22 protein-coding genes are annotated in these 21,081 nt (G+C 35.7%); 18 read left to right on the top strand and 4 right to left on the bottom strand.

Annotation, left to right across the window (positions count from 1 at the left end; translation table 11 throughout):
- Positions 1-38 precede the first annotated feature (38 nt).
- The 9 genes from R4Z09_RS24580 to sufB all read left to right on the top strand — a co-directional run bounded on the left by R4Z09_RS24580 (position 39) and on the right by sufB (position 8,702).
- Positions 39-1,064, top strand: coding sequence for a methionine ABC transporter ATP-binding protein (locus R4Z09_RS24580; RefSeq protein WP_338449326.1), 1,026 nt, complete (start codon positions 39-41; stop codon positions 1,062-1,064).
- Complete coding sequence (locus tag R4Z09_RS24575) at positions 1,057-1,725, top strand: methionine ABC transporter permease (RefSeq protein ID WP_338449325.1); 669 nt, start codon at positions 1,057-1,059, stop codon at positions 1,723-1,725. Before R4Z09_RS24580 ends, R4Z09_RS24575 begins: the two co-directional genes overlap by 8 nt.
- A 13-nt stretch (positions 1,726-1,738) precedes the next feature.
- Positions 1,739-2,587, top strand: a complete 849-nt coding sequence (locus tag R4Z09_RS24570; protein ID WP_338449324.1) for a MetQ/NlpA family ABC transporter substrate-binding protein — start codon at positions 1,739-1,741, stop codon at positions 2,585-2,587.
- A gap of 279 nt (positions 2,588-2,866) precedes the next feature.
- A complete protein-coding gene (locus R4Z09_RS24565) occupies positions 2,867-3,040 on the top strand; it encodes a hypothetical protein (RefSeq protein WP_338449323.1) in 174 nt (57 codons plus the stop codon).
- A 408-nt stretch (positions 3,041-3,448) separates the two neighbouring features.
- Positions 3,449-4,234, top strand: a complete 786-nt coding sequence (gene sufC, locus R4Z09_RS24560; protein WP_338449322.1) for a Fe-S cluster assembly ATPase SufC — start codon at positions 3,449-3,451, stop codon at positions 4,232-4,234.
- A gap of 17 nt (positions 4,235-4,251) precedes the next feature.
- Positions 4,252-5,562, top strand: coding sequence for a Fe-S cluster assembly protein SufD (sufD, locus tag R4Z09_RS24555; RefSeq protein WP_338449321.1), 1,311 nt, complete (start codon positions 4,252-4,254; stop codon positions 5,560-5,562).
- On the top strand, positions 5,562-6,791 hold the full coding sequence (locus R4Z09_RS24550) for a cysteine desulfurase (protein WP_338449320.1): 1,230 nt from the start codon (positions 5,562-5,564) through the stop codon (positions 6,789-6,791). Before sufD ends, R4Z09_RS24550 begins: the two co-directional genes overlap by 1 nt.
- Positions 6,781-7,224 carry a Fe-S cluster assembly sulfur transfer protein SufU gene (gene sufU, locus R4Z09_RS24545; RefSeq protein ID WP_338449319.1) on the top strand — a complete coding sequence of 148 codons (444 nt, stop codon included), beginning with the start codon at positions 6,781-6,783 and terminating at the stop codon, positions 7,222-7,224. The genes R4Z09_RS24550 and sufU overlap by 11 nt, the downstream gene beginning before the upstream one ends.
- 80 nt (positions 7,225-7,304) lie before the next feature.
- Positions 7,305-8,702, top strand: a complete 1,398-nt coding sequence (gene sufB, locus R4Z09_RS24540; RefSeq protein ID WP_338449318.1) for a Fe-S cluster assembly protein SufB — start codon at positions 7,305-7,307, stop codon at positions 8,700-8,702.
- Between the two features lie 88 nt (positions 8,703-8,790).
- Here sufB and R4Z09_RS24535 read toward each other — a convergent pair whose 3' ends face one another.
- Both R4Z09_RS24535 and R4Z09_RS24530 read right to left on the bottom strand, forming a co-directional pair.
- Positions 8,791-9,948 (bottom strand): site-specific integrase, encoded by a 1,158-nt coding sequence (locus R4Z09_RS24535; protein ID WP_338449317.1) that lies wholly within the window; start codon positions 9,946-9,948, stop codon positions 8,791-8,793.
- A gap of 58 nt (positions 9,949-10,006) precedes the next feature.
- Positions 10,007-10,969 (bottom strand): hypothetical protein, encoded by a 963-nt coding sequence (locus R4Z09_RS24530; RefSeq protein WP_338449316.1) that lies wholly within the window; start codon positions 10,967-10,969, stop codon positions 10,007-10,009.
- 229 nt (positions 10,970-11,198) lie between these two features.
- Between R4Z09_RS24530 and R4Z09_RS24525 the strand changes: the two genes are divergently transcribed.
- The 8 genes from R4Z09_RS24525 (at position 11,199) to R4Z09_RS24490 (ending at position 18,287) form a co-directional block, all read left to right on the top strand.
- The gene (locus R4Z09_RS24525) at positions 11,199-11,393 is read left to right on the top strand and encodes a hypothetical protein (protein WP_338449315.1); all 195 of its coding nucleotides are present in this window, start codon (positions 11,199-11,201) and stop codon (positions 11,391-11,393) included.
- Entirely contained in the window at positions 11,393-11,695 is a 303-nt protein-coding gene (locus R4Z09_RS24520) for a helix-turn-helix domain-containing protein (protein ID WP_338449314.1), read from the top strand. The genes R4Z09_RS24525 and R4Z09_RS24520 overlap by 1 nt, the downstream gene beginning before the upstream one ends.
- A 38-nt stretch (positions 11,696-11,733) precedes the next feature.
- A complete protein-coding gene (locus tag R4Z09_RS24515) occupies positions 11,734-14,136 on the top strand; it encodes a DUF3987 domain-containing protein (RefSeq protein WP_338449313.1) in 2,403 nt (800 codons plus the stop codon).
- 378 nt (positions 14,137-14,514) lie between these two features.
- Positions 14,515-14,871, top strand: a complete 357-nt coding sequence (locus R4Z09_RS24510; protein ID WP_338449312.1) for a hypothetical protein — start codon at positions 14,515-14,517, stop codon at positions 14,869-14,871.
- 6 nt (positions 14,872-14,877) lie between these two features.
- The gene (locus tag R4Z09_RS24505) at positions 14,878-15,339 is read left to right on the top strand and encodes a hypothetical protein (RefSeq protein WP_338449311.1); all 462 of its coding nucleotides are present in this window, start codon (positions 14,878-14,880) and stop codon (positions 15,337-15,339) included.
- Positions 15,329-15,520 carry a hypothetical protein gene (locus tag R4Z09_RS24500; RefSeq protein WP_338449310.1) on the top strand — a complete coding sequence of 64 codons (192 nt, stop codon included), beginning with the start codon at positions 15,329-15,331 and terminating at the stop codon, positions 15,518-15,520. The genes R4Z09_RS24505 and R4Z09_RS24500 overlap by 11 nt, the downstream gene beginning before the upstream one ends.
- Entirely contained in the window at positions 15,510-16,304 is a 795-nt protein-coding gene (locus R4Z09_RS24495) for a hypothetical protein (RefSeq protein ID WP_338449309.1), read from the top strand. The genes R4Z09_RS24500 and R4Z09_RS24495 overlap by 11 nt, the downstream gene beginning before the upstream one ends.
- Before the next feature lie 642 nt (positions 16,305-16,946).
- Entirely contained in the window at positions 16,947-18,287 is a 1,341-nt protein-coding gene (locus R4Z09_RS24490; RefSeq protein WP_338449308.1) for an Abi family protein, read from the top strand.
- Between the two features lie 241 nt (positions 18,288-18,528).
- Here the strand turns inward: R4Z09_RS24490 and R4Z09_RS24485 are convergent, their stop codons facing one another.
- Positions 18,529-18,849, bottom strand: coding sequence for an ATP-binding protein (locus R4Z09_RS24485; protein WP_422392317.1), 321 nt, complete (start codon positions 18,847-18,849; stop codon positions 18,529-18,531).
- Positions 18,850-19,052: 203 nt separating this feature from the next.
- Between R4Z09_RS24485 and R4Z09_RS24480 the strand changes: the two genes are divergently transcribed.
- Positions 19,053-19,823, top strand: coding sequence for a DUF6710 family protein (locus tag R4Z09_RS24480; protein WP_338449307.1), 771 nt, complete (start codon positions 19,053-19,055; stop codon positions 19,821-19,823).
- Between the two features lie 305 nt (positions 19,824-20,128).
- Here the strand turns inward: R4Z09_RS24480 and R4Z09_RS24475 are convergent, their stop codons facing one another.
- Entirely contained in the window at positions 20,129-20,587 is a 459-nt protein-coding gene (locus R4Z09_RS24475; protein ID WP_338449306.1) for a hypothetical protein, read from the bottom strand.
- Positions 20,588-21,081: the final 494 nt, after the last annotated feature.

Below are 21,081 nucleotides of genomic sequence, written 5' to 3'. Positions count from 1 at the left end.
TATTGGATAACATATGGATAGTAAGGGGTGAAATCAAGATGATTTCAATCAAAAACGTAAAAAAAGTTTTCTCCACGAAGCAGGGAAAAGTAACAGCTGTTACGGACGTTAACCTTGAGGTAAAAGACGGCGAGATATTTGGCGTGATCGGTTACAGCGGCGCGGGAAAAAGTACATTGATTCGAATGTTAAACGGACTTGAGCTTCCTTCTGAAGGCTCTGTAACGGTGGCAGAAAACCGAGTTTCTCATATAAAAGGAGCTAAATTAAGGGAAGCACGCCAGGAAATCAGTATGATTTTCCAACACTTTAACTTACTTTGGTCGAGAACGGTAAGAGAAAATATTTCTTTCCCACTTGAAATTGCCGGCGTACCGAAAGAAAAACGAATGAAGCGAGTGGACGAGCTGATCCAGCTTGTCGGCCTTCAAGGAAGAGAAGATTCGTACCCATCACAGCTGAGCGGCGGTCAAAAGCAAAGGGTTGGGATTGCCAGAGCACTTGCGAACAACCCGAAGGTATTATTATGTGATGAAGCAACATCAGCACTTGACCCGCAAACAACGGATCAAATTTTAGACCTGTTAGTCGATATAAATAAAAGACTTGGTTTAACCATTGTGTTAATCACCCATGAAATGCATGTGATTCGTAAAATTTGTCACCGCGTTGCTGTTATGGAGGCAGGAAAAATTGTCGAAATGGGCACGGTTTTAGAAGTATTTAAAAACCCGCAGCAGCCGATTACAAAACGATTTGTCCAGCAGGTGACAGAACCCGAGGAGACAAAGGATACGATTGAGCATCTGCTTACAGAGTACCATTCCGGAAGGGTTGTTCAGCTCACCTTTATTGGAGAGGGTGCTGAGAAGCCTTTGATTACGAATTTAATTCGTAACTTTGAAATTACGATTAATATTCTGCAGGGGAAGGTCTCACAAACACAAAACGGTGCATATGGTACACTGTTTATCCACTTAGACGGAGAAGAAAGTGAAATCGAAAAAGCTATTAACTATATTGATTCTCAACAAGTGGGCCTGGAGGTGATTTCGAATGCTTAATCAGTGGTTCCCGAATGTTGATTGGGTGAAAATGTGGGAAGCAACGAAAGAAACCTTATATATGACGGGGATTTCCACCCTTGCAACGTTTATTCTTGGTATTATTCTTGGTTTACTATTGTTTTTAACTGCAAAAGGGAATCTCTGGCAGAATTATACGGTAAATAAAGTCATCAGTGCATTGGTCAATATATTCCGCTCTATTCCATTTATTATCCTGATTGTTCTTTTGATTCCATTTACCAAATTCGTATTTGGGACAATGATTGGTGAAAATGCGGCATTACCGGCCTTAATTATTGGCTCAGCCCCTTTTTATGCCCGTATGGTTGAAATTGGACTTCGGGAAATTGATAAAGGTGTAATTGAAGCTGCGAGATCAATGGGGGCTAAAACGACTACAATTATTTGGAAGGTATTGATACCAGAGTCCCTTCCAGCACTTATCTCAGGAATTACTGTTACAGCCATTTCATTGGTTGGATTTACGGCTATGGCCGGTGTCATCGGGGCAGGCGGTCTTGGTAACCTGGCCTATCTTGAAGGATTCCAGCGCAGCCGTTTTGATGTTACGTTAATGGCTACTATTATTGTACTTGTGATTGTATTTATCATCCAATTTATTGGAGATATTATAACTAATAAAATAGATAAAAGGTAAAGGGGTTGTCATAATGAAAAAATGGTTAACAGCATTATTCACGTTAGTATTCGTTCTTGTGTTGGCTGCATGCGGCGGCGCAACAGAAGAAAAGAAGGATGATTCTGCGGCAGAATCAAAAGAAGAAATGAAAAAACTTGTAGTTGGTGCATCCAACGTACCGCATGCTGAGATTCTAGAACAGGCAAAACCGCTATTAGAGGAAAAAGGAATCGAACTTCAAATTGAAACATTCCAGGATTATGTTCTTCCTAACCAAGCGTTAGCTTCAGGAGATCTTGATGCAAACTATTTCCAGCATATTCCTTATTTCGAAACACAAATCAAAGAAAATGGTTATGAATTTGCAAATGCTGGCGGTATTCATATTGAGCCAATTGGTATTTATTCAAAGAAATATAAATCATTAAAGGATTTACCAGAAAATGCAAAGGTTATTATCAGTAACTCTGTAGCTGACCATGGCCGTGTCCTTTCATTATTAGAAAAAGAAGGCTTAATCACATTAAAAGAAGGCATTGATAAAACAGCTGCTACTATAGATGATATCGTGGAAAATCCAAGGAATTTAGAATTTGACACAGAATATGCAGCAGAGCTTTTACCGCAAATCTTTAATAATAATGAAGGTGACATCGTTCTGATCAACTCAAACTTTGCCATCGATGCTGGTTTAAATCCGCTTAAAGATTCAATTGCCATCGAAGACAAAGAATCACCATATGTGAACATTATTGCCGTTCGCAAAGGTGATGAAAATAAAGAAGAAATTAAAGCATTAGTTGAAGTGCTGCACTCTAAGGAAATTCAAGATTTTATTTTAGAAAAATATGACGGTGCTGTAGTACCAGTATCTGAATAAAAAACGAAGCGTAAAGCCATTGCCCTTAAAATATGAGGGCTGTGGCTTTTTATTTTTTTATAATGGTGTGAAAATTGAAGAAAATAGTAGAGAAATTAAGAATAATGTCGAATGCTAAGTATCAATAACCCAAAAACAGGCGATAAAGCCGAAAATGGTTTATTTTCGGGTTTGAGTGTTTTTAAGCATGGATGGTAGCATATAAAAATAATAAAACAGCACATGCGACGTCAAACTCATATATTGTCGAAGGGATTGAGGACTATTAGCAGCTTGCATATGAATTATACACATGAAATGGAAAAAGCCTTGCATCATGCACATGGAATTGGCTACGAGGTCTATTGCCAAAAACCTAAAGAAAGAATGAAAGTGGAAAACCGACGTGAGCAAGAATACAGCCAAAGTAGAAAAATCTTTGAAAACTTTGCTAAAAAGCAGCATCATTTATAAAATAACCATAATCATGTATAATAAGCATATATAAACCAGTGCCATCCACATGCGCTGGTTTTTTTGGTGCCTAACACCAAATCATACTAACGGGCTTAATGCAGCATACTAGTGATAAGGAAATGACAAAAATCACTTTAAATCGGCGGTGTGTGTAGTGAGTCCGTGATGGGAAAAATAAAAAAATTATTTTTTAAAAAAGCTAATTGAAAATAGCTTAAATCCATTCTCAATAGCGATTAAACGGACTTTCTAAATAGTTTTGTTTGAAAAGCTTGTAAATACTACATAAATGTTGCTAACAAATATGATTTGGTATAAGATTGTAATGAGAATAGATTGAGAATTGAGAAAGCCGGTTTCTAACCGACAAGATACAAATTATTTTTTTTGGAGGGTAAAAAAATTATGGCAGGATCTGTACTAACGATTAAAGACTTACATGTCTCTATTGACGGTAAAGAAATTTTAAAAGGTGTAAACCTTGAAATAAAAGGCGGAGAATTCCATGCAATCATGGGTCCGAATGGTACTGGTAAATCTACTTTATCTTCAGCCATTATGGGGCATCCAAAATATGAAGTGACACAAGGAAGTATTACGCTGGATGGACAAAACGTTTTGGAAATGGGAGTTGACGAACGTGCCCGTGCAGGTCTATTTCTTGCCATGCAGTATCCAAGTGAAATCAGCGGTGTAACAAACGCAGAGTTTTTACGTTCGGCAATTAACAGCCGACGCGGCGAAGGCAATGAAATCTCCTTGATGAAATTTATTCGTCAAATGGACAGCAAAATGGAATTCCTTGATATGGATCCAAATATGGCACAGCGTTATTTAAATGAAGGATTCTCCGGTGGAGAAAAGAAACGTAATGAAATCCTTCAATTAATGATGATTCAGCCAAAGATTGCGATCCTAGATGAAATTGATTCAGGACTTGATATTGATGCATTAAAGGTTGTTTCAAAAGGTATCAACGAAATGCGCGGCGAAGATTTCGGCTGCTTAGTTATTACACACTATCAACGTCTTTTAAACTATATCACTCCTGACTATGTGCATGTAATGATGCAGGGCCGTGTTGTAATGTCAGGCGGTCCGGAGCTTGCACAGCGTTTAGAAGCAGAAGGTTATGACTGGATTAAACAAGAGCTCGGAATCGAAGACGAAACAGTCGGTCAAGAAGCGTAAGTTAGGAGGATTTAATCATGACAACAGAAATGAAAAAAACTTTTGAAAAAGAGTATATCAGCTCTTTTTCAAAGGATATGGGCGAGCCTGTCTGGTTGACAGAACTGCGTATAAATGCCCTTGAACAGGCTGAGAATCTTCCAATGCCGAAGCCGGATAAAACGAAAATTGACAAATGGAACTTTACTCAGTTTGATAAACATATAATAAAAAGTGAAGATTTCACTTCCTTTGATGAACTACCTGACAGTGTGAAATCATTAATTAACGTCAATGAAAATGATCAATCATTATATATTCAACGTAATAATCGTCCAACACTGATCTCTCTTTCAAAGGAATTACAGGAAAAAGGTGTTATTTTTACGGATATCTTTACAGCAGCCCGTGAACATGGCGATTTGCTGCAAAAGTACTTCATGAAGGATGCCGTAAAGGTTGATGAACATAAACTAACTGCATTACATGCAGCGCTGTTAAACGGAGGAGCTTTTTTATATGTTCCAAAGAATGTGGAACTAACAGAGCCAGTTCAGGCTGTCTTCTTACATGATGATGCGGAGGCAAATGTATTTAACCATGTGTTAATTGTTGCCGAGGATAATAGCTCAGTTACGTACGTAGAAAACTATATCTCAACGGTTGAATCACAAGATAATGTTTTTAACATCGTCTCAGAAGTGATTGCAAACCAAAATGCTCATGTACAGTATGGAGCGGTTGATAATCTGGCAAAAGGCGTTACGACTTATGTTAACCGCCGCGGTGTGGCAGCAAAGGATGCACGAATCGGCTGGTCACTTGGATTAATGAATGATGGGAATACCATTTCTGAAACGACAACAAATCTAATTGGAGACGGTTCAAGCGGCGATACAAAATCAGTTGTTGTCGGCCGTGGCGAACAAATTCAAAACTTTACAACGAAGATTGTTCATTTTGGCCGTAATACCGAAGCAAACATCCTTAAACGTGGTGTGCTGAAGGAAAGTGCGACAACGATTTTTAATGGGATTGGAAAAATTGAACACGGTGCTTCTAAATCAAATGCTGAACAGGAATCTCGTATCCTGATGTTAAGCGAAAAAGCACGCGGGGATGCAAATCCAATTTTACTAATTGATGAAGACGATGTAATCGCAGGACATGCCGCATCAGTTGGCCGCGTTGATCCGACACAGCTTTATTATTTAATGAGCCGCGGAATTACACAAAAGGAAGCTGAACGCCTTGTAATTCATGGATTCTTAGCACCAGTTGTAGCTCAATTGCCGATTGAAGGGGTTAAAAAACAACTCGTTGAAGTTATTGAAAGGAAAGTTCAGTAATGAATACTAAAGAAATCAAGCAATTGTTCCCAATTTTAAATCAAGAAGTAAATGGGCATCCATTAGTCTATCTTGATAGTGCTGCGACTTCTCAAAAGCCGATTCAGGTGATTGATGCGATTACAAATTATTACCGTCAGGATAATTCAAACGTACACCGTGGTGTTCATACGCTTGGAACAAGAGCAACTGACGCTTATGAAGGTGCTCGTGAAAAGATAAGAAAATTTATTAATGCTAAATCCATTGAAGAAATTGTTTATACGAGAGGAACAACAACGGCATTAAATCTAGTTGCTTCCAGCTATGGCAATGCTAACCTTAAAGAAGGCGATGAAATTGTCATTACGTATATGGAGCATCACAGCAATTTAATTCCTTGGCAGCAAGTAGCGAAAAATACCGGTGCGACATTAAAGTATTTTCCACTTCAGGAAGATGGTACATTATCATTGGATGATGTTAGAGCGACGATCACGCCAAATACGAAGCTTGTTGCAGTGACAATGGTCTCAAACGTTCTTGGCGTCATGAATCCAATTAAGGAAATTGCAAAGATTGCCCATGAAAATGGGGCTGTAATGGTTGTTGATGCCGCACAGGGTGCGCCGCACTTAAAAATTGATGTACAGGATTTAGATTGTGATTTCCTTGGTTTTTCAGGACATAAAATGTGCGGACCTACCGGTATCGGTGTATTATATGGTAAAAAACAACTTCTGGAAAATATGGAGCCAATTGAATTTGGCGGCGAAATGATCGATTTTGTCGGACTTTACGAATCTTCATGGAAAGAGCTTCCATGGAAGTTTGAAGGCGGCACACCGATTATTGCAGGAGCAATCGGCTTAGGTGCAGCGATTGATTTTATACAGGAGATTGGGTTGGACAATATCCTCGAGCATGAACATAAGCTGGCTGCTTACACGCTTGAAAAAATGTCTACAATTGAAGGAATTTCGATCTACGGTCCGAAAGAAGCAGAGAAACGGGCCGGGGTTGTGACATTTAATCTTTCCGATGTTCATCCACATGATGTTGCTACTGTCCTTGATGCAGAAGGAATTGCTGTAAGAGCAGGCCATCACTGTGCACAGCCGTTAATGAAATGGCTTGATGTATCAGCAACTGCCCGGGCAAGCTTTTATCTGTATAATTCAGAAGAGGATATCGATAGACTTGTGGAGGGACTCGTGAAAACAAAGGAGTATTTTAGCGATGTCTTCTAATAATTTAGATACCCTCTATAGACAAGTTATAATGGATCATTATAAAAACCCTCGAAACAGAGGCGTCATTGAAGATGAAAGTTTAACGATTAACATGAATAATCCGACTTGCGGCGACCGGATTCAACTTACGATGAAAGTGGAAAATGATATCGTCGTGGACGCAAAGTTTGAAGGGGAAGGCTGCTCTATTTCTATGTCATCAGCATCGATGATGACAGATGCGATTAAAGGCAGACCGGTTGAGGAAGCATTAAAGCTTGCTCATACTTTTTCTGATATGGTGCAAGGAAAAGATATTGATATTGATGATGATGAAGATCTTGGCGATATCGAAGCCCTGCAGGGGGTATGTAAGTTTCCTGCCCGTATCAAATGTGCGACATTAGCATGGAAAGCCATGGAGAAGGCTCTTCATGAAGAGGATAAATAAGCTTCTGCCCAATGAAGGATAGTGTAAGTTAAATAATAAGCGGAAGCTTCCGGCTTCCCTTATAAAGGAGGACTAAGGCGATGGCAAAAAAAGCACCTGAAATCGGTGATTACAAATATGGCTTTCATGATAAAGACGTCTCCATTTTCCGTTCAAAACGCGGTTTAACAAAGGAAATTGTTGAAGAAATTTCAAAAATGAAAAACGAGCCTCAGTGGATGCTTGATTTCCGTTTGAAATCATTGGATATCTTCTACAGCAAGCCAATGCCGCAATGGGGTGGAGATTTAAATTCATTAAATTTTGATGAAATTACGTATTACGTAAAACCATCTGAGAAATCTGAAAAATCATGGGATGAGGTTCCGGATGAGATTAAACAGACTTTTGATAAGCTTGGGATTCCTGAAGCAGAGCAGAAGTATTTAGCAGGGGTTTCTGCTCAATATGAATCAGAGGTTGTTTACCATAATATGAAGGAAGATCTTGAAGCACAAGGAATCGTGTTTAAAGATACAGATTCCGCTCTTCGCGAAAATGAAGATATTTTCCGTGAGCACTGGGCAAAGGTTATTCCACCGACAGATAATAAGTTCGCAGCGTTAAACTCTGCTGTATGGTCTGGCGGATCTTTCATCTATGTACCAAAAGGTGTGAAGGTTGATACACCACTGCAAGCGTATTTCCGGATTAACTCAGAAAACATGGGTCAATTCGAGCGTACGTTAATCATTGTGGATGAAGGTGCATCTGTACATTATGTAGAAGGCTGTACAGCACCGGTCTACACAACCAATTCACTTCACAGTGCGGTCGTTGAAATCATTATTAAAAAGGATGCGTATTGCCGTTATACAACGATTCAAAACTGGGCAAACAACGTGTTTAACCTTGTAACAAAGCGTGCTGTTTGTGAGGCTAATGCCACAATGGAATGGATTGACGGAAATATCGGTTCTAAATTAACGATGAAATATCCAGCTGTTATTCTGAAAGGTGAAGGAGCACGCGGTCTTACCCTTTCTATCGCGATTGCCGGTAAAGGACAGCATCAGGATGCCGGTGCAAAAATGATTCATCTAGCACCAAATACATCTTCGACAATCGTATCTAAATCGATTTCTAAGCATGGCGGTAAAGTAACGTACCGTGGTCAGGTTCACTTTGGACGTAAAGCAGATGGTGCCCGTGCGAATATTGAATGTGATACATTAATTATGGATAATCAGTCAACATCAGATACGATTCCATATAATGAAATCTTAAATGATAATATTTCACTTGAGCATGAAGCGAAAGTATCAAAGGTTTCCGAAGAACAATTATTCTATTTAATGAGCCGTGGTGTTTCTGAACAGGAAGCAACGGAAATGATCGTCATGGGCTTCATTGAACCATTTACAAAAGAATTACCAATGGAATATGCAGTTGAAATGAACCGTCTCATAAAGTTCGAAATGGAAGGTTCTATCGGTTAAGATAGGAGAAACCTTTATATATCAGGGGTTTGAGAGGTTTTTATTAAATGTAAAATTGCAAGCGTGCCGATTTTGTGCCGATTCAGTTTTATCTTTTGGTGTAGGAGGCGAACTTTTGAAGTTCGTCTTCTTCTATTTTTTCAGTAATATCAAGATAAGTATCCGCAGTTGTTTTGATGGTTTTATGTCCCAAACGATTCGATACATATTTCAGGTTTGCGCCGGATTCAAGTAGCAAAACTGCATGTGTGTGTCTGAATCCGTGAGTGCCTTTGTAATCAACACCCGCTTTTTTACAATATCCTCGAATCGTCTCTCGAATAATAGAAGGTGTTAGATAATGACCGTTATAATTTTGAAAGATAATACCATCTTTATTTTTTCTGAACCTTGGATTTCCTAGAATTAATTCATTTTGCTTCATTTTATATTTTTTCAATTCACGTAATAAATCGTTATCAATCTTGATTGTTCGATATGACGAAGAATTCTTTAGTGTTGTCAATTTTACTTTGTTATTATCATCACGACTTGTTTGTTTGTCGATGGTTATCTTATCCCCATCAATATCTGACCATCTTAATGCTAATGCTTCGCTTATCCTCAATCCAGTTTTGCTTAAGAAATACATAAGCATATAGTAAAGCTGATATTCTGGAAATCTCTGATGCTTATATGTTTTCATGAAATCCAATAATTGATTTAATTCCTGAAGGTTAAAATATTTCACTTTTTCTTTCTTTATAGCAACAGCATCTTGTACAGGAACTTTTAATTTATCAGCAGGATTTTTTTCAATCACTTCAAGTTCATGAACAGCATGATGCAAAATACTTTTCATGACTGAAAGATATTTCAATCTTGAACCATATGAATATTTTTCTTTTCCTTTGTCATCTAATTCACCAAATGATGCAATCCACCTTTTAATTTCCACTCTTTTTATATTCATGATTTTTTTGTTTTCAAAATATGGAGTAATGTGATTTCTAACAATCACTTCAAGCTGCACATAAGTTGATTCCTTTACATTTTCTTTCTTATTTTCCAACCAGTCCTTCGTTACTTGATCAAATAGCATATGCCTATCATTTAGGGCTTGACCATAATATATTCGTTCTTCAACTTTTGCTGCTTCAATTTCAGCTTCTTTCTTAGTGCGGAATGTTCCGATGCTAAATTCTTTTCCTTCCTTAGATACACGTGCCTGCCACTTTCCGCTTGGTAACTTTCTGAATGTTGCCACCTTTTTATTTCCCCTTTCTATTCTTTACAATAATGTTGACTTTCTAATAAATGTCATTTTAATTTTCCCCTTTTTCTTTTTTTTCTTTTTTTAACCGATTGTTGTATGCCATTTCACAACTAGATCTTCTACGTCCTGGAAGTACGGAACAAAACCGTTGACGCTGGTGGGCTACTTCAAATAGATGCCCACAGTTCTCGCAAATACGCATTTGAGCATTATTCTCTATAGATAAATTTAAATAGAAATAAGCGGCTTCAAATAGATCCGTGAACACGGAAAATGGTGTTTGTCCATCAATCCTAAAGGAAAATACGGACTTTTCCTTCATTTCTTTTTGTAACATTCGACTTGAATGAACTTTAATATGCTCTCCTTTTTTAGGATTAGTTGGTAGTTTAGAGTAATTATTTGTCATTAAAGCATTAAAGTATGAAAAAATTCTTTGATATTCATGAAGCTTTATATAAAAGTCATTTAGAGACATCCAGATGATATTAATATCATTTACCGGTTTCTTATTCTCAAGGACAGAAAGTGTAACCCCAGTTGGAAGCCCCCATGTTTTGCAAAAATATATTAAGTTAGTAAAGTTGGAAAAGTCCATTTTGGCTAATTCTGTATATAGGGTTTTTCCAAACTTATCTAGCTTATATTCGTGTGACCACTCTTTGTCGGGAAATAATAAATCTTTAAAATACTCCTTTGAACCTAAAGAGTTGGTTATTGTCTTTGATGCAACTAAAAAAGCAGCTTTAATTTTATATTTTTTTTGATCATTTTGTGGCTCGATACGTTCAATTTGGCCGTTTACGTTTTCTCCATAAATTGGACTTTTAATAAAAAAATCTTTAATAGGTAAATCTTCTGTCAGCGGAATTACTTTAATAGGAGCATAGCCTTCAAATGTAATTGCCCACATATCACTATCAGAAAAAAATAAATCGTCTTTTAATTCGTAATCATTATAAACAAAAAATGAGTTATCAACTTTTAGTTCTGATAAAAAATTTTTTTTCATTTGTCGTTTCCCTCCTAAGAAACCTCTAAAATGGGATTTTTTTTGCTGTTTTTGAATTATTTTTTATGTTTTTTGGATTGGGTATTTGGTAAAAACTACATAAAACAATTAGATACGTTGACATTTAAGTGTTGATGTAATTTTTCTTTTATTGTACAGTATCTTCATAGAGATAACAACATGAAAAACAACAATAAATATATATTTTATGTGTAAAGGAGTGTGGCATATGTTTAAACGGAATCTAGAAATTAGAGAAGTTAAGGGAAAGATTCCATTTTGGGTAATTGCAGAGAGGCTAGGGGTTCATGAAAATACACTTCGAAATTGGATGAAAAGTGAAATGTTAGAAGAACGCAAAAGAGAAGTCATGGGGGCTATTGCACAGATTAAAGAAGAAATGAAAAAGAAAGGTGAAGTATAGTGCCTGAGGAAAACATCATTCAATTTTCTTTAAACGAAGAAGGTTTGAAAGAACTTTATCTCACTGAGGTTCAAAAGCATCTTGAAAAAATTGAAATGGATGCAATGCTTATGAACAGCAAGCAATTGTGTCAGATGTTAAATCTATCTTGGCCGACGATTGAAAAGTTATTCCTTAGTGACCCTAACTTTCCCGGTATTAGAATAGGAAAAAAATGGGCATTTAATCGGAAGGAAGTTCAAAAGTATATTGACCATTGGTTCTCTGAAATTCGGGCACAAGGTGGAACGGTCAATTTATAAGTACAATGTGTATTTTTTTACAGAAGGAAGGTGGACTTATGGTACTTAAAGGAGACAGCGGCATTATAAGCCCTTACTTTGATAAAATACCCCAGGAATTGAAGGATAAAAAACAATGGGTATTATGGAAGGTTGTGCATAGAAAAGATGGAACATTCGGAAAAGTGCCAAAGCAAATAAATGGTACAAATGCAAATCCTGCTAATCCTCATACTTGGAAAAGCTTTCAAGAGGTTCAGAAGGTTTTTGGAACTGCAAAATACGATGGTATCGGCTTTGTTTTTTCTCCCACTGATGAATATATTGGCGTTGATTTAGATGGACATTACAAAGATGGGAAGTTCCAAACTAAAATTTCACACTTGTTAAGCAGTTACAGTTATACAGAAGTAAGTCCAAGTGGCACGGGGTTACATACAATCTTTAAAGGAACCCTACCGAAGGGGATTAGCCACAAGAATACAGTCGAAAAGATGGAGATTTACAGTGAAGGTCGATTTTTTACCTTTACTGGGGAGATTGTAGGAAATGATACCATTATAAATAATCAAAATATCATTAATAACTTGGTAGAAAAATATTTTTCCAAAAAGAAAAAAAACTATAACATCCACAGGAATAGCGGGCAAGCTTCACATGCGGATGTTATAGACGATAAGGAACTTCTAGATGTCATGTTCAATTCCAAAAATGGGCAAACCATTAAGCGCTTATTCACTGGAGATACCAGTGAATATAACGGAGATCATTCATCAGCTGATCAAGCTCTTTGCAACCATTTAGCTTTTTTTACCGCTAAAGATGCAAAAAGAATGGACAACCTTTTCAGGCAGTCTGGCTTGTTTCGTGACAAATGGGATAGAAAAACTGGTGCTTCTACATATGGAGAAATAACCATACAGGAAGCCATTGATAAAACTTCAACTATTTATAATTTACCAAATAAAAGTAACCAGAGCAACACTAGAGTACGAACAGGTAAAGATCAACAGGAAGAGTGGGAACAGCCTGTTTATTTTGATGAATACTTATTGCCGGAATTCCCTTCTAACATTTTTCCGAGATGGTTAAGTGACTATATAGAAGGCGTAGCGGAGAGTACGCAAACACCAATTGATATGCCCAGTATGTGCGCAATATCAGTTTTATCTATTGCCGTAGCAAAAAAATTTGAGGTTAATCCATATGGTTCCTGGATTGAACCACTTAACACTTACACAGCTACCTTGATGGGACCAGCACAGCGTAAATCAGCTGTATTCGATCTTATGATTAAGCCAATTCTCAATTATGAGCAAGATGAACATGAACAATTAAGGGTAGAAGTTAGAAATCGAAAGACTGAAATTGATGCACTGAAAAGGAGGCTCGAGGAGGTAAAAAATAAAAATGCTAAAAAACCGGATTCTAAATATGTAGAAGAAATGAAAAAAATTAATAAAGTAATTGAAAGTCTACCAGAGCTATATTTACCTTCTTATATTGTGGATGATGTGACGCCTGAAAAGCTAGGCCAAATTCTTGAGGAAAATGACGGAAGAGTGGGAATTTTATCAGCAGAGGGTGGTATTTTTGAAATCATTAAAGGTAGATATAGTAAGGAATTAAATATGGACATATTTTTGAAGGGCCATAGCGGTGATTACATTAGGATAGATCGTAAGAATGGTTCCACAGTAATAATTGAAAACCCTGCCTTAACAATCGGTATCTTTGCACAACCTGATATATTGAAAGATATTCCGAACGCTTTTAAAGGTAGGGGATTAATGGCAAGATTCCTTTACTCTTTACCAAAGGATTTTAGGGGATATAGGAAAATCAGGCCAAAAGATATTTCTATTGAAGTGAGGAACCGATATATGAAGAATGTCAAAAGACTTTTGGAACTTCCTATGGGTGAAATTCAAAGATTAACATTTTCGAATGAAGCTGACTATTATATTCAATCATTCCAACAAGAAATTGAAGAAAAATTAAGAGAAGGAAGTGATCTAGCGGATATTGCAGAATGGGGTGGTAAAATTGTTGGACAAATATTAAGAATAGCCGCTTTACTTCATATAGCCGAAAATATTAATAGTGATACTGATATCCCACAAAAGATAACAGTAACCACAGTTGCAAAGGCTATAAGTACAAAGAAATATTTTATTGGTCATGCTAAAGCCTCTTTTGGTTGCATGAGTTTAGATAAAGATTTAGAAAATGCTAAATATGTTCTTAATAAAATTAAAGAAAAGTTTAAGGGTGAAACGGCTATATCCCACCAACAATTATGGCAACTTGTTAAAAGAAGGCTGGGCAAAGCTTCACAACTAGATGGAACATTAGAAATCTTAGAATCAAGAGGATTTGTAAGGTTAAGGAAGGAAGGACGTAAAAAGATAATATGTATAAATCCTTATATTGGTGTCCCTAATTCCCCTAGATCTAACTGAACCATAAAGACTCAAGGGAATGAATCAGGGACATCAAAAGTATTATTTGTTCCTAAATCCCCTAATAGTTCCTAAATTGGAAACGGGAGCATTTTTACAAATAACGAATTAGGGGATTTAGGGTGCAAGTAGAAACAAAGGATGTACTGGTCAAAAGTCAAATGAGAGAAAGGATAAAAGACTATTAGGGGAATTAGGGAATCTTTCATCTGGTGGGGAGGGTGAGAACATTTGATTTATTCTTCCTATTAGATTGCTGAGTCATAGTATTGTTGTTTTATCTTCGGTCAATGGAAATATTTAAGCTGATTAATATTTTTCAAGATTAATAACAATTCAACAAGATCAAAAAGAAGAGTTAGGAGAGGGGATTAGAATTTGGATGTTTTTCAATATAAACCAATTGAAATTATCAATGGGGAAGTTGATTATAGTTTCGAGGATTATAATCAGGATTTAGTTAAAGTACTCGAAGTGGAATTTGGCAATAGATACAACGAAAAAATATTTGACTTAATATCTGCTTTATTTATTTCAAAGCTAAACGGACTAGAGAAATCTGATGAAACCCTGATAGGGCTTACTGATGCTTTTGAAAACGAGATAAATATTTTACAGGCAGTCTTTATGAGAACCCTGACCGAACAAATTAAACACGGTATCCCAAGATCAACCGCTATTAAAATTACAAACGGGCTTTACCAAGCAGCAATAAAGTCCATTAATGGGAAGTGATAAGCAATGCCACATGATATAAAAACCATAGAGCGGTTTATGGAACTCAGGGCTAAAGGTGAGAGTTTTAGACGGATCGCTAAAAAGCTCAAAGTAGGGAAACAAACGCTGATCAATTGGGAAAAGGAGTATCGTGAAGAAATTGCGAATAGGAAAGCTTTCGAGCTGGAAGCTCTTCAAGAAAAGTATTATTTGACGGTAGAAAGAAGTGTCAAGTTTTACGGAGAAAAAATCCAGGCCCTTGAAACTGAGCTGGCCAAGCGGGATTTGGAAAATTTGGGGACCAAGGAAATATTTGAACTGTTGTTGAAATATCGAGCTGAACTGAAAGACCTTGCCGTGACCCCTGTCTTTTTAAGTGAAGAGGAAATACATCATAGGCAGGCCGAACGGCAATTCCTGGAGACCATAACAGAACCGCTACAAGACCACTTTAAGGAAAAGGGGATGAAGCGATATGGAACTTAACATCCGTGATTTTACTCTTTTACTAATAAAGTCATACAAGCGATATACAGACGGCTATATAAGCGAACAGACAGCCTATAGAGAAGCATATATGTTAAATAACATTATTAAATCAATTGAAGTGACGGAACTAGAAGCTAGATTGGAACGGATAGAAGGAGTCTTGCAAAATGGCAAATAAGAAAAAAGATCGGGGATTTCAAGCAATATTAAAAAATGGTAGCAACTATGAAAAAGCCCTCCTTGTTGCCAATAGTAATGCCGAAAAGTCAGTAAGCGGAGAAGGTTTTCTAACTGAATATGAGATAAGAGAGATAATGAAAAGTATTCAGACCAACGAAGGGGCAAACATATATAACTCAATCATGGATATTGAAAATAGTATGCGCTTAGCGGTCTATAACATGGAGAATGAATATCACTTTTTTGAGAGCCGTTTTTGGATGTATTACTTTTTTTACAACAGGTATAGTTTAATCACCGAGATCCCTGACAGTATAAATAGTTTTCTATATAAGCATCCAGAAGCACGTAATGAACTTTTAAAGTCTATGAAAATAAGCAGCGTGGAGTTTTCTCCAAGTAGTGACGGGATATTTGTTGAAGGGAGAATGAAGCCGGAGGTAAATGAAATCCGTGTAAAAGTAGCGAATGCCCTAGACTCGGCTCGAATTCGAGTTAAGACAGTAGCAGCCTGTATTAAAGATTACATGGAGGAAAAAGACGTTATTATAGAAACTTATCTAAAAAAAGTTGAGGTACTAGAGGAGAAGGTAGGACAAGCTGACCTCCCACCAGAAGATGAACAATACAGGGCTATCAAAAAAGTGAATAAGGAGCTTATGGACAAACTGATCTATGAAGATGGGATTATTGTTTTTACCGCTTATGCTGATCTGCCAATTGACAAGAAGTATTACAGGAAGTTTCGCAAGCAATCGATTGAAGGAGTTTATGCTGAGTGAAATCTGAAATGAATTAAAAAAGTGATTGGTCTTGAGGCAGACATATAAAGGCTAAATCACGGAGAATGAAAAGGATGGAACTGTAATGGTTTCATCCTTGTATTATGATATAAACAAAGGGAGTGTGAAGGAGTACACTTAAACTGATTGGTTAGTTGAAGAGTGTTGTTTATAACTCGTGTTCAACAATCGGGCCAGATTGTGTAATAACATATTTCATTGTATCGTGGAAATTGTGAAGAAATACTTAAAATCCCTCAGTTTAATACGATTATCTCTCGAATACTCGCTTATTCGCAGGATTTCATGCACCTTAATATTTTGTAACGATAGAAAAATAGGGTGCAAGATCTATTAATAGCTTCGTGGACGCATAGTGAAATAGAGGAGTCTAATTTCGCTCCATATTTTACTATTATTATGTACATGCTCCACACCGCCCCTGGAGGCTTTCCCTCCCATGTCTCAACGGGTCATTTGCCCTTTCATTTTTCGTTATGCTTATCCAAGGGGTGGAGGCCAGCGTTTAGATAAAAGAATGGAAGAACTTTTTTGGGGGAGTTTTCCAATGAATGTTGTTAACTTAGTATGTTGGGCTATACTTAAATTGAAATATTAATTCAAGTAGTTGGAGGTGCTTAAATGGGAAAAAAATATGAAGGAAAAATTGTTGATATCTATAAAAATTATGGGATTATAAAAAGTATCATAGATGATCATGAAGTCACTGTGCACTTTTTAATTCTCCCAGATATGATAACTGATGGTGTATTCCAAATGACTGAAACTATAAAATATCAAATGAAAAATATTGAAATTAGAAAGTCCAAAGTCTATGTTGCCTATAATCTGGAAAATATAGTTGATCTAGAAATCAAAAGTTGGAAATTATCTAAACATAAATTTGAGAAAATAATTACAGATGATCACTATACATATCTTTTCAAGAAAATGGCAGGGAATGATCATGATATCTCACAAGAAAATTTAAATTCTTTAATCAAATATGATAAACAAGCAAAAGAATTTTTTCTCAAATGGATTTTGTATATAGAATCTCAAATGAAAGATACTCTTATCTATATTTTTAATAAGTTGCAGATATCTACCACAACTATTTATAGAGTTTTAAAAGGTAATGGTAAAACCAAATCAATAGTTGATAGACAGTTTAAATTTGTGAAATCAGAATTTATGTTTAAACCTGAATTCAGCACATTAAGTTTAAAGAAAAGTAAAAATGATCCAAATGATATTGTAGTTAGTGATTGCCCGATTCCTCTTTTTTTGGAAACTTTATCACTAAATGAGCTGGGTGAAGTGTTGAATCAAATTTTACAAAAAATAGATTTGTCCAACAAAAAAACGCATGAAAAATATAAATACCTTTATTTAGTGAAAGAATCTTTCTTAGAATTGGCATTTATTAGAAATGCTTCTGCTCATGGAAACCCATTGATTCCAATCGTTTTAGACAATAGTTTTAATGCAAACTACCTGTATGAAATGGCATCTGCTTTTCCAAGTTGGAATTCAAAAGAAAGTGTAGAAAAATGGGAATTATTTAATTTTATCCGATTTACTGCCCGTTCTCTTTACAAACAAGGTATACCGTTAGTAGATGCTGGAAGTCCTCAACTCTCTGCGTTAGCATTTACTAAATCCCTGCTGATAAACCCAGCTAAACGATCATTTTTTATGTTTTTCTTTGTAATGCTTTCTACTTTTGAATATATTGATTCTAATAACGAAGAAGAATTTTGGAATGAGTCAACATTTTTTATCCATTCTATACTAGGAGAAGAAGTAACAAGAAATTATTTTGATGAATTTCCAAATAAGCAATATTCTGTAAAAACAAAGTTAACGGGACTAGTTTTACCGCTGATTAGTTATAGGACTTTTGAACATGGGAGTATGTTTAAACCTATTTTAGAAGCTTCTATGAATATTCCTCAAAAAAAATATTTGGTTGAAATGTAAAAATGATTCTGTAATATTTAAATTACCCGCTTAGAAAATTCTTAGCAGGTAATTTTTATGCTATTAAAAGGAGCACGATAGGAAACATTTTGATGATTTTGCTTGCCATTTGCTTTATATAAGACTTTAAATAAGAGATAATAAATCGGTGTTTTTGTCAATATGAAATTGAGCCAGAGCGATCACTTCAAAAGTGAGCCACTTAATGATTATTAACTCCCAAACACTTCGCGCGCTAATGTTACTCTTCGACGTTTTCCTGGTGCTTCATACTTTGACGGAAACGGTATGATTCTCCGTTTAGTAAGTGGATATGTGATCGATGTGTCAATCGATCGAGTAATGCAGCTGTCATCTTCCCATCCCCAAAAACGTTCGTCCATTCAGAGAATTCTAGATTGGTTGTGATAATCACGCTAGCGCGTTCATACCTACCTGAAAAGAATTGGAACAATAACTCTGCTCCCGTTTTGGTGAAGGGGACGTAACCTAGTTCATCTACGATGATCACATAAAATTTGAGCCACTTTTTCTCAAATGCCTCAAGCTTATGCTCTTCAATTAATAAATCGAGGTGCTATAAAAATAGTTGTAAATATTGAAATAATAATATAAGTTATAAAATTCCTTAATAAATATGTTTTCATTTCAACAAAACCTTTTTAATCTATTTTAACAAAGGAAATAGTAAATTAATCTAAATTTGTAGGAATTTTAAAAATAAGGTCGTAATCATACTATATTAAAAGTAAAAAGGAGAAAATCATGCTAAGTTTTTTTAAATCCAAAAAGGTAAATACTAAAAGTGAAGAAAATACTAAAAATGAAGAAGATACTAAAAATGAAGAAGATACTAAAAATGAAGAAGATACTAAAAATGAAGAACATCTTCAAAATTATAAAAATATTTTATTCGTTGCTACTACAATATTAGAAAGTGATAACCCTCATCGTATATACGACCTTATTTATTCTTTAGGAAAACCGTACCAATTTGAAGTAATAAATATGTGTATTAAAGGAAAGCCTTTATCAAGAAATTCGGCTTTTTGTATTGAACATCTATTTTTCAAAAATGGCAATAAGCATTTTCAATTTACAAAAACAGATGAAACAGGCAATTTTATAAATTATACTAGCTGCAAGAAAAAAACTACAATTCATCCCTCAGACTCTCTTATATTTGCTTTTCCTTGGAAAATAAATCGCTTATTGGACGCGTTTAATAATATCGGTGAAAAGGTAGGAGATAAATGGAAACAGGACCCTTTGAATCATAGAGTTGTTCTTATTCACCCTTTGAATATTGGATATGTAGACAATGGAAACCATTCAACTGTAATGAATATTATTAATAATGAAGCGCCTATGTATGTTACGGCTGAATTAAATCTAGCACCTATTTATGAAGAATTATATACTGATGGACAATACTTTAGGAGAATAAAAGATAAGCAAGAAGTAGATAAAGTTGCATCTGTTGAGTTTGCTGCAATTTTTGAAATTGGGAAACTCATTTTAAGGAATAAAGTCTAAACTTAGTAAAGCCATCAAATTTTTTGGCATAGAGTGTTTCTCAAAAACAATATTAATATTCTTATATAGCCGATTGATTTTATTAATAAATCAGTCGGTTTTTTAGTACCATGAAAGTAAAGGGGTGAACCTACCTTAAATAAGAAATCTTCATGTTTATTATAGAATAATTGAATCATATCGAAAGCGTACTGCAAAGCTAAGGATATGTCCGTATGATAAGATAATTGAAGAGCAGAAATTTTATATAGGGGTATGGGCTAAGTATTTCTACTCTATCATCATGCAACAAGAAATAAAGTATTCTATGCACGGACTTTCTGTTTCTTTATATTATTAATTATCGGATTATAAAGGCTTACTAGTTTGTTTCCTTCGAGTTCTTCCTCTTCTTTAATAATTGAATTTTCAGTGAATAAAGCATTAATAAAACTGATTTGCTTATATGGATCAGAATACACATTGAATTCCGCAGTATCACAAAGTCCTTCCGTAACTAACAGCGTAAAACTTTTATCAATTTCATTTTCTTGAATGGTACCGTATGTAAATGTGCAATGCTTTAATTCTCCATTATTATCAATCATTTGGAAGGTAATAAAGTCTTCATAATTCTCTTTAAATACAGATGAAATGAAATAATCATCAGAATTTGAAGTGAACTCTAGTTCGTCCATTTCATCTAATGCTCCCCAATAAACATTAAACTCTTCAAAGCATAGGTATATGGCATCCTTCAAATAAATATCATCTTGAAAATACAAGCAGTGATACTATCCTTATGAACATCCATACCACACGCTCTATCAATGATTACATCCATTGAAAACATCCTTTCTACGACTATAAATATTGGAGGCTGGTGCAACAATCAGAATAGGCTTAATCTACCATGAGTGCTTCCCGTAAAGGAGCGACAGTCAGTGGTGCACCGTGGTCGAAGGAGTCAGACTAACGGATGGGCTCTCACGCACCATAGTGTATCGACCTTCCTCTCCCAGTCGTAGAAACAGTATTGACGGTTCTAGAGAATTATTTTCATTTTCTGTGGTGCAGCGCTGATTTTTGCGCTGCATGGATGGCTAACGGGTGCGTTAGTTAAAGAAGAATTACGTGATTTTAGGTTTGAGAACTTATTATAGTTATTCCATTAAAGGGCACATTTCTTGAGTAGAGAAAGTGCCCTTTTTCTTGTCTATTAAGGGTTATCATGTTTTGATAATTGGGTATTGTCTTCGATTGTTGAATAACTTTCGTA

The organism is Niallia oryzisoli, from assembly GCF_036670025.1.
GTDB lineage: Bacteria > Bacillota > Bacilli > Bacillales > Cytobacillaceae > Bacillus_BD > Bacillus_BD oryzisoli.
The sequence above is the reverse complement of the archived record's forward strand: the minus strand, read 5'-3'. Positions and strand labels throughout refer to the sequence as shown.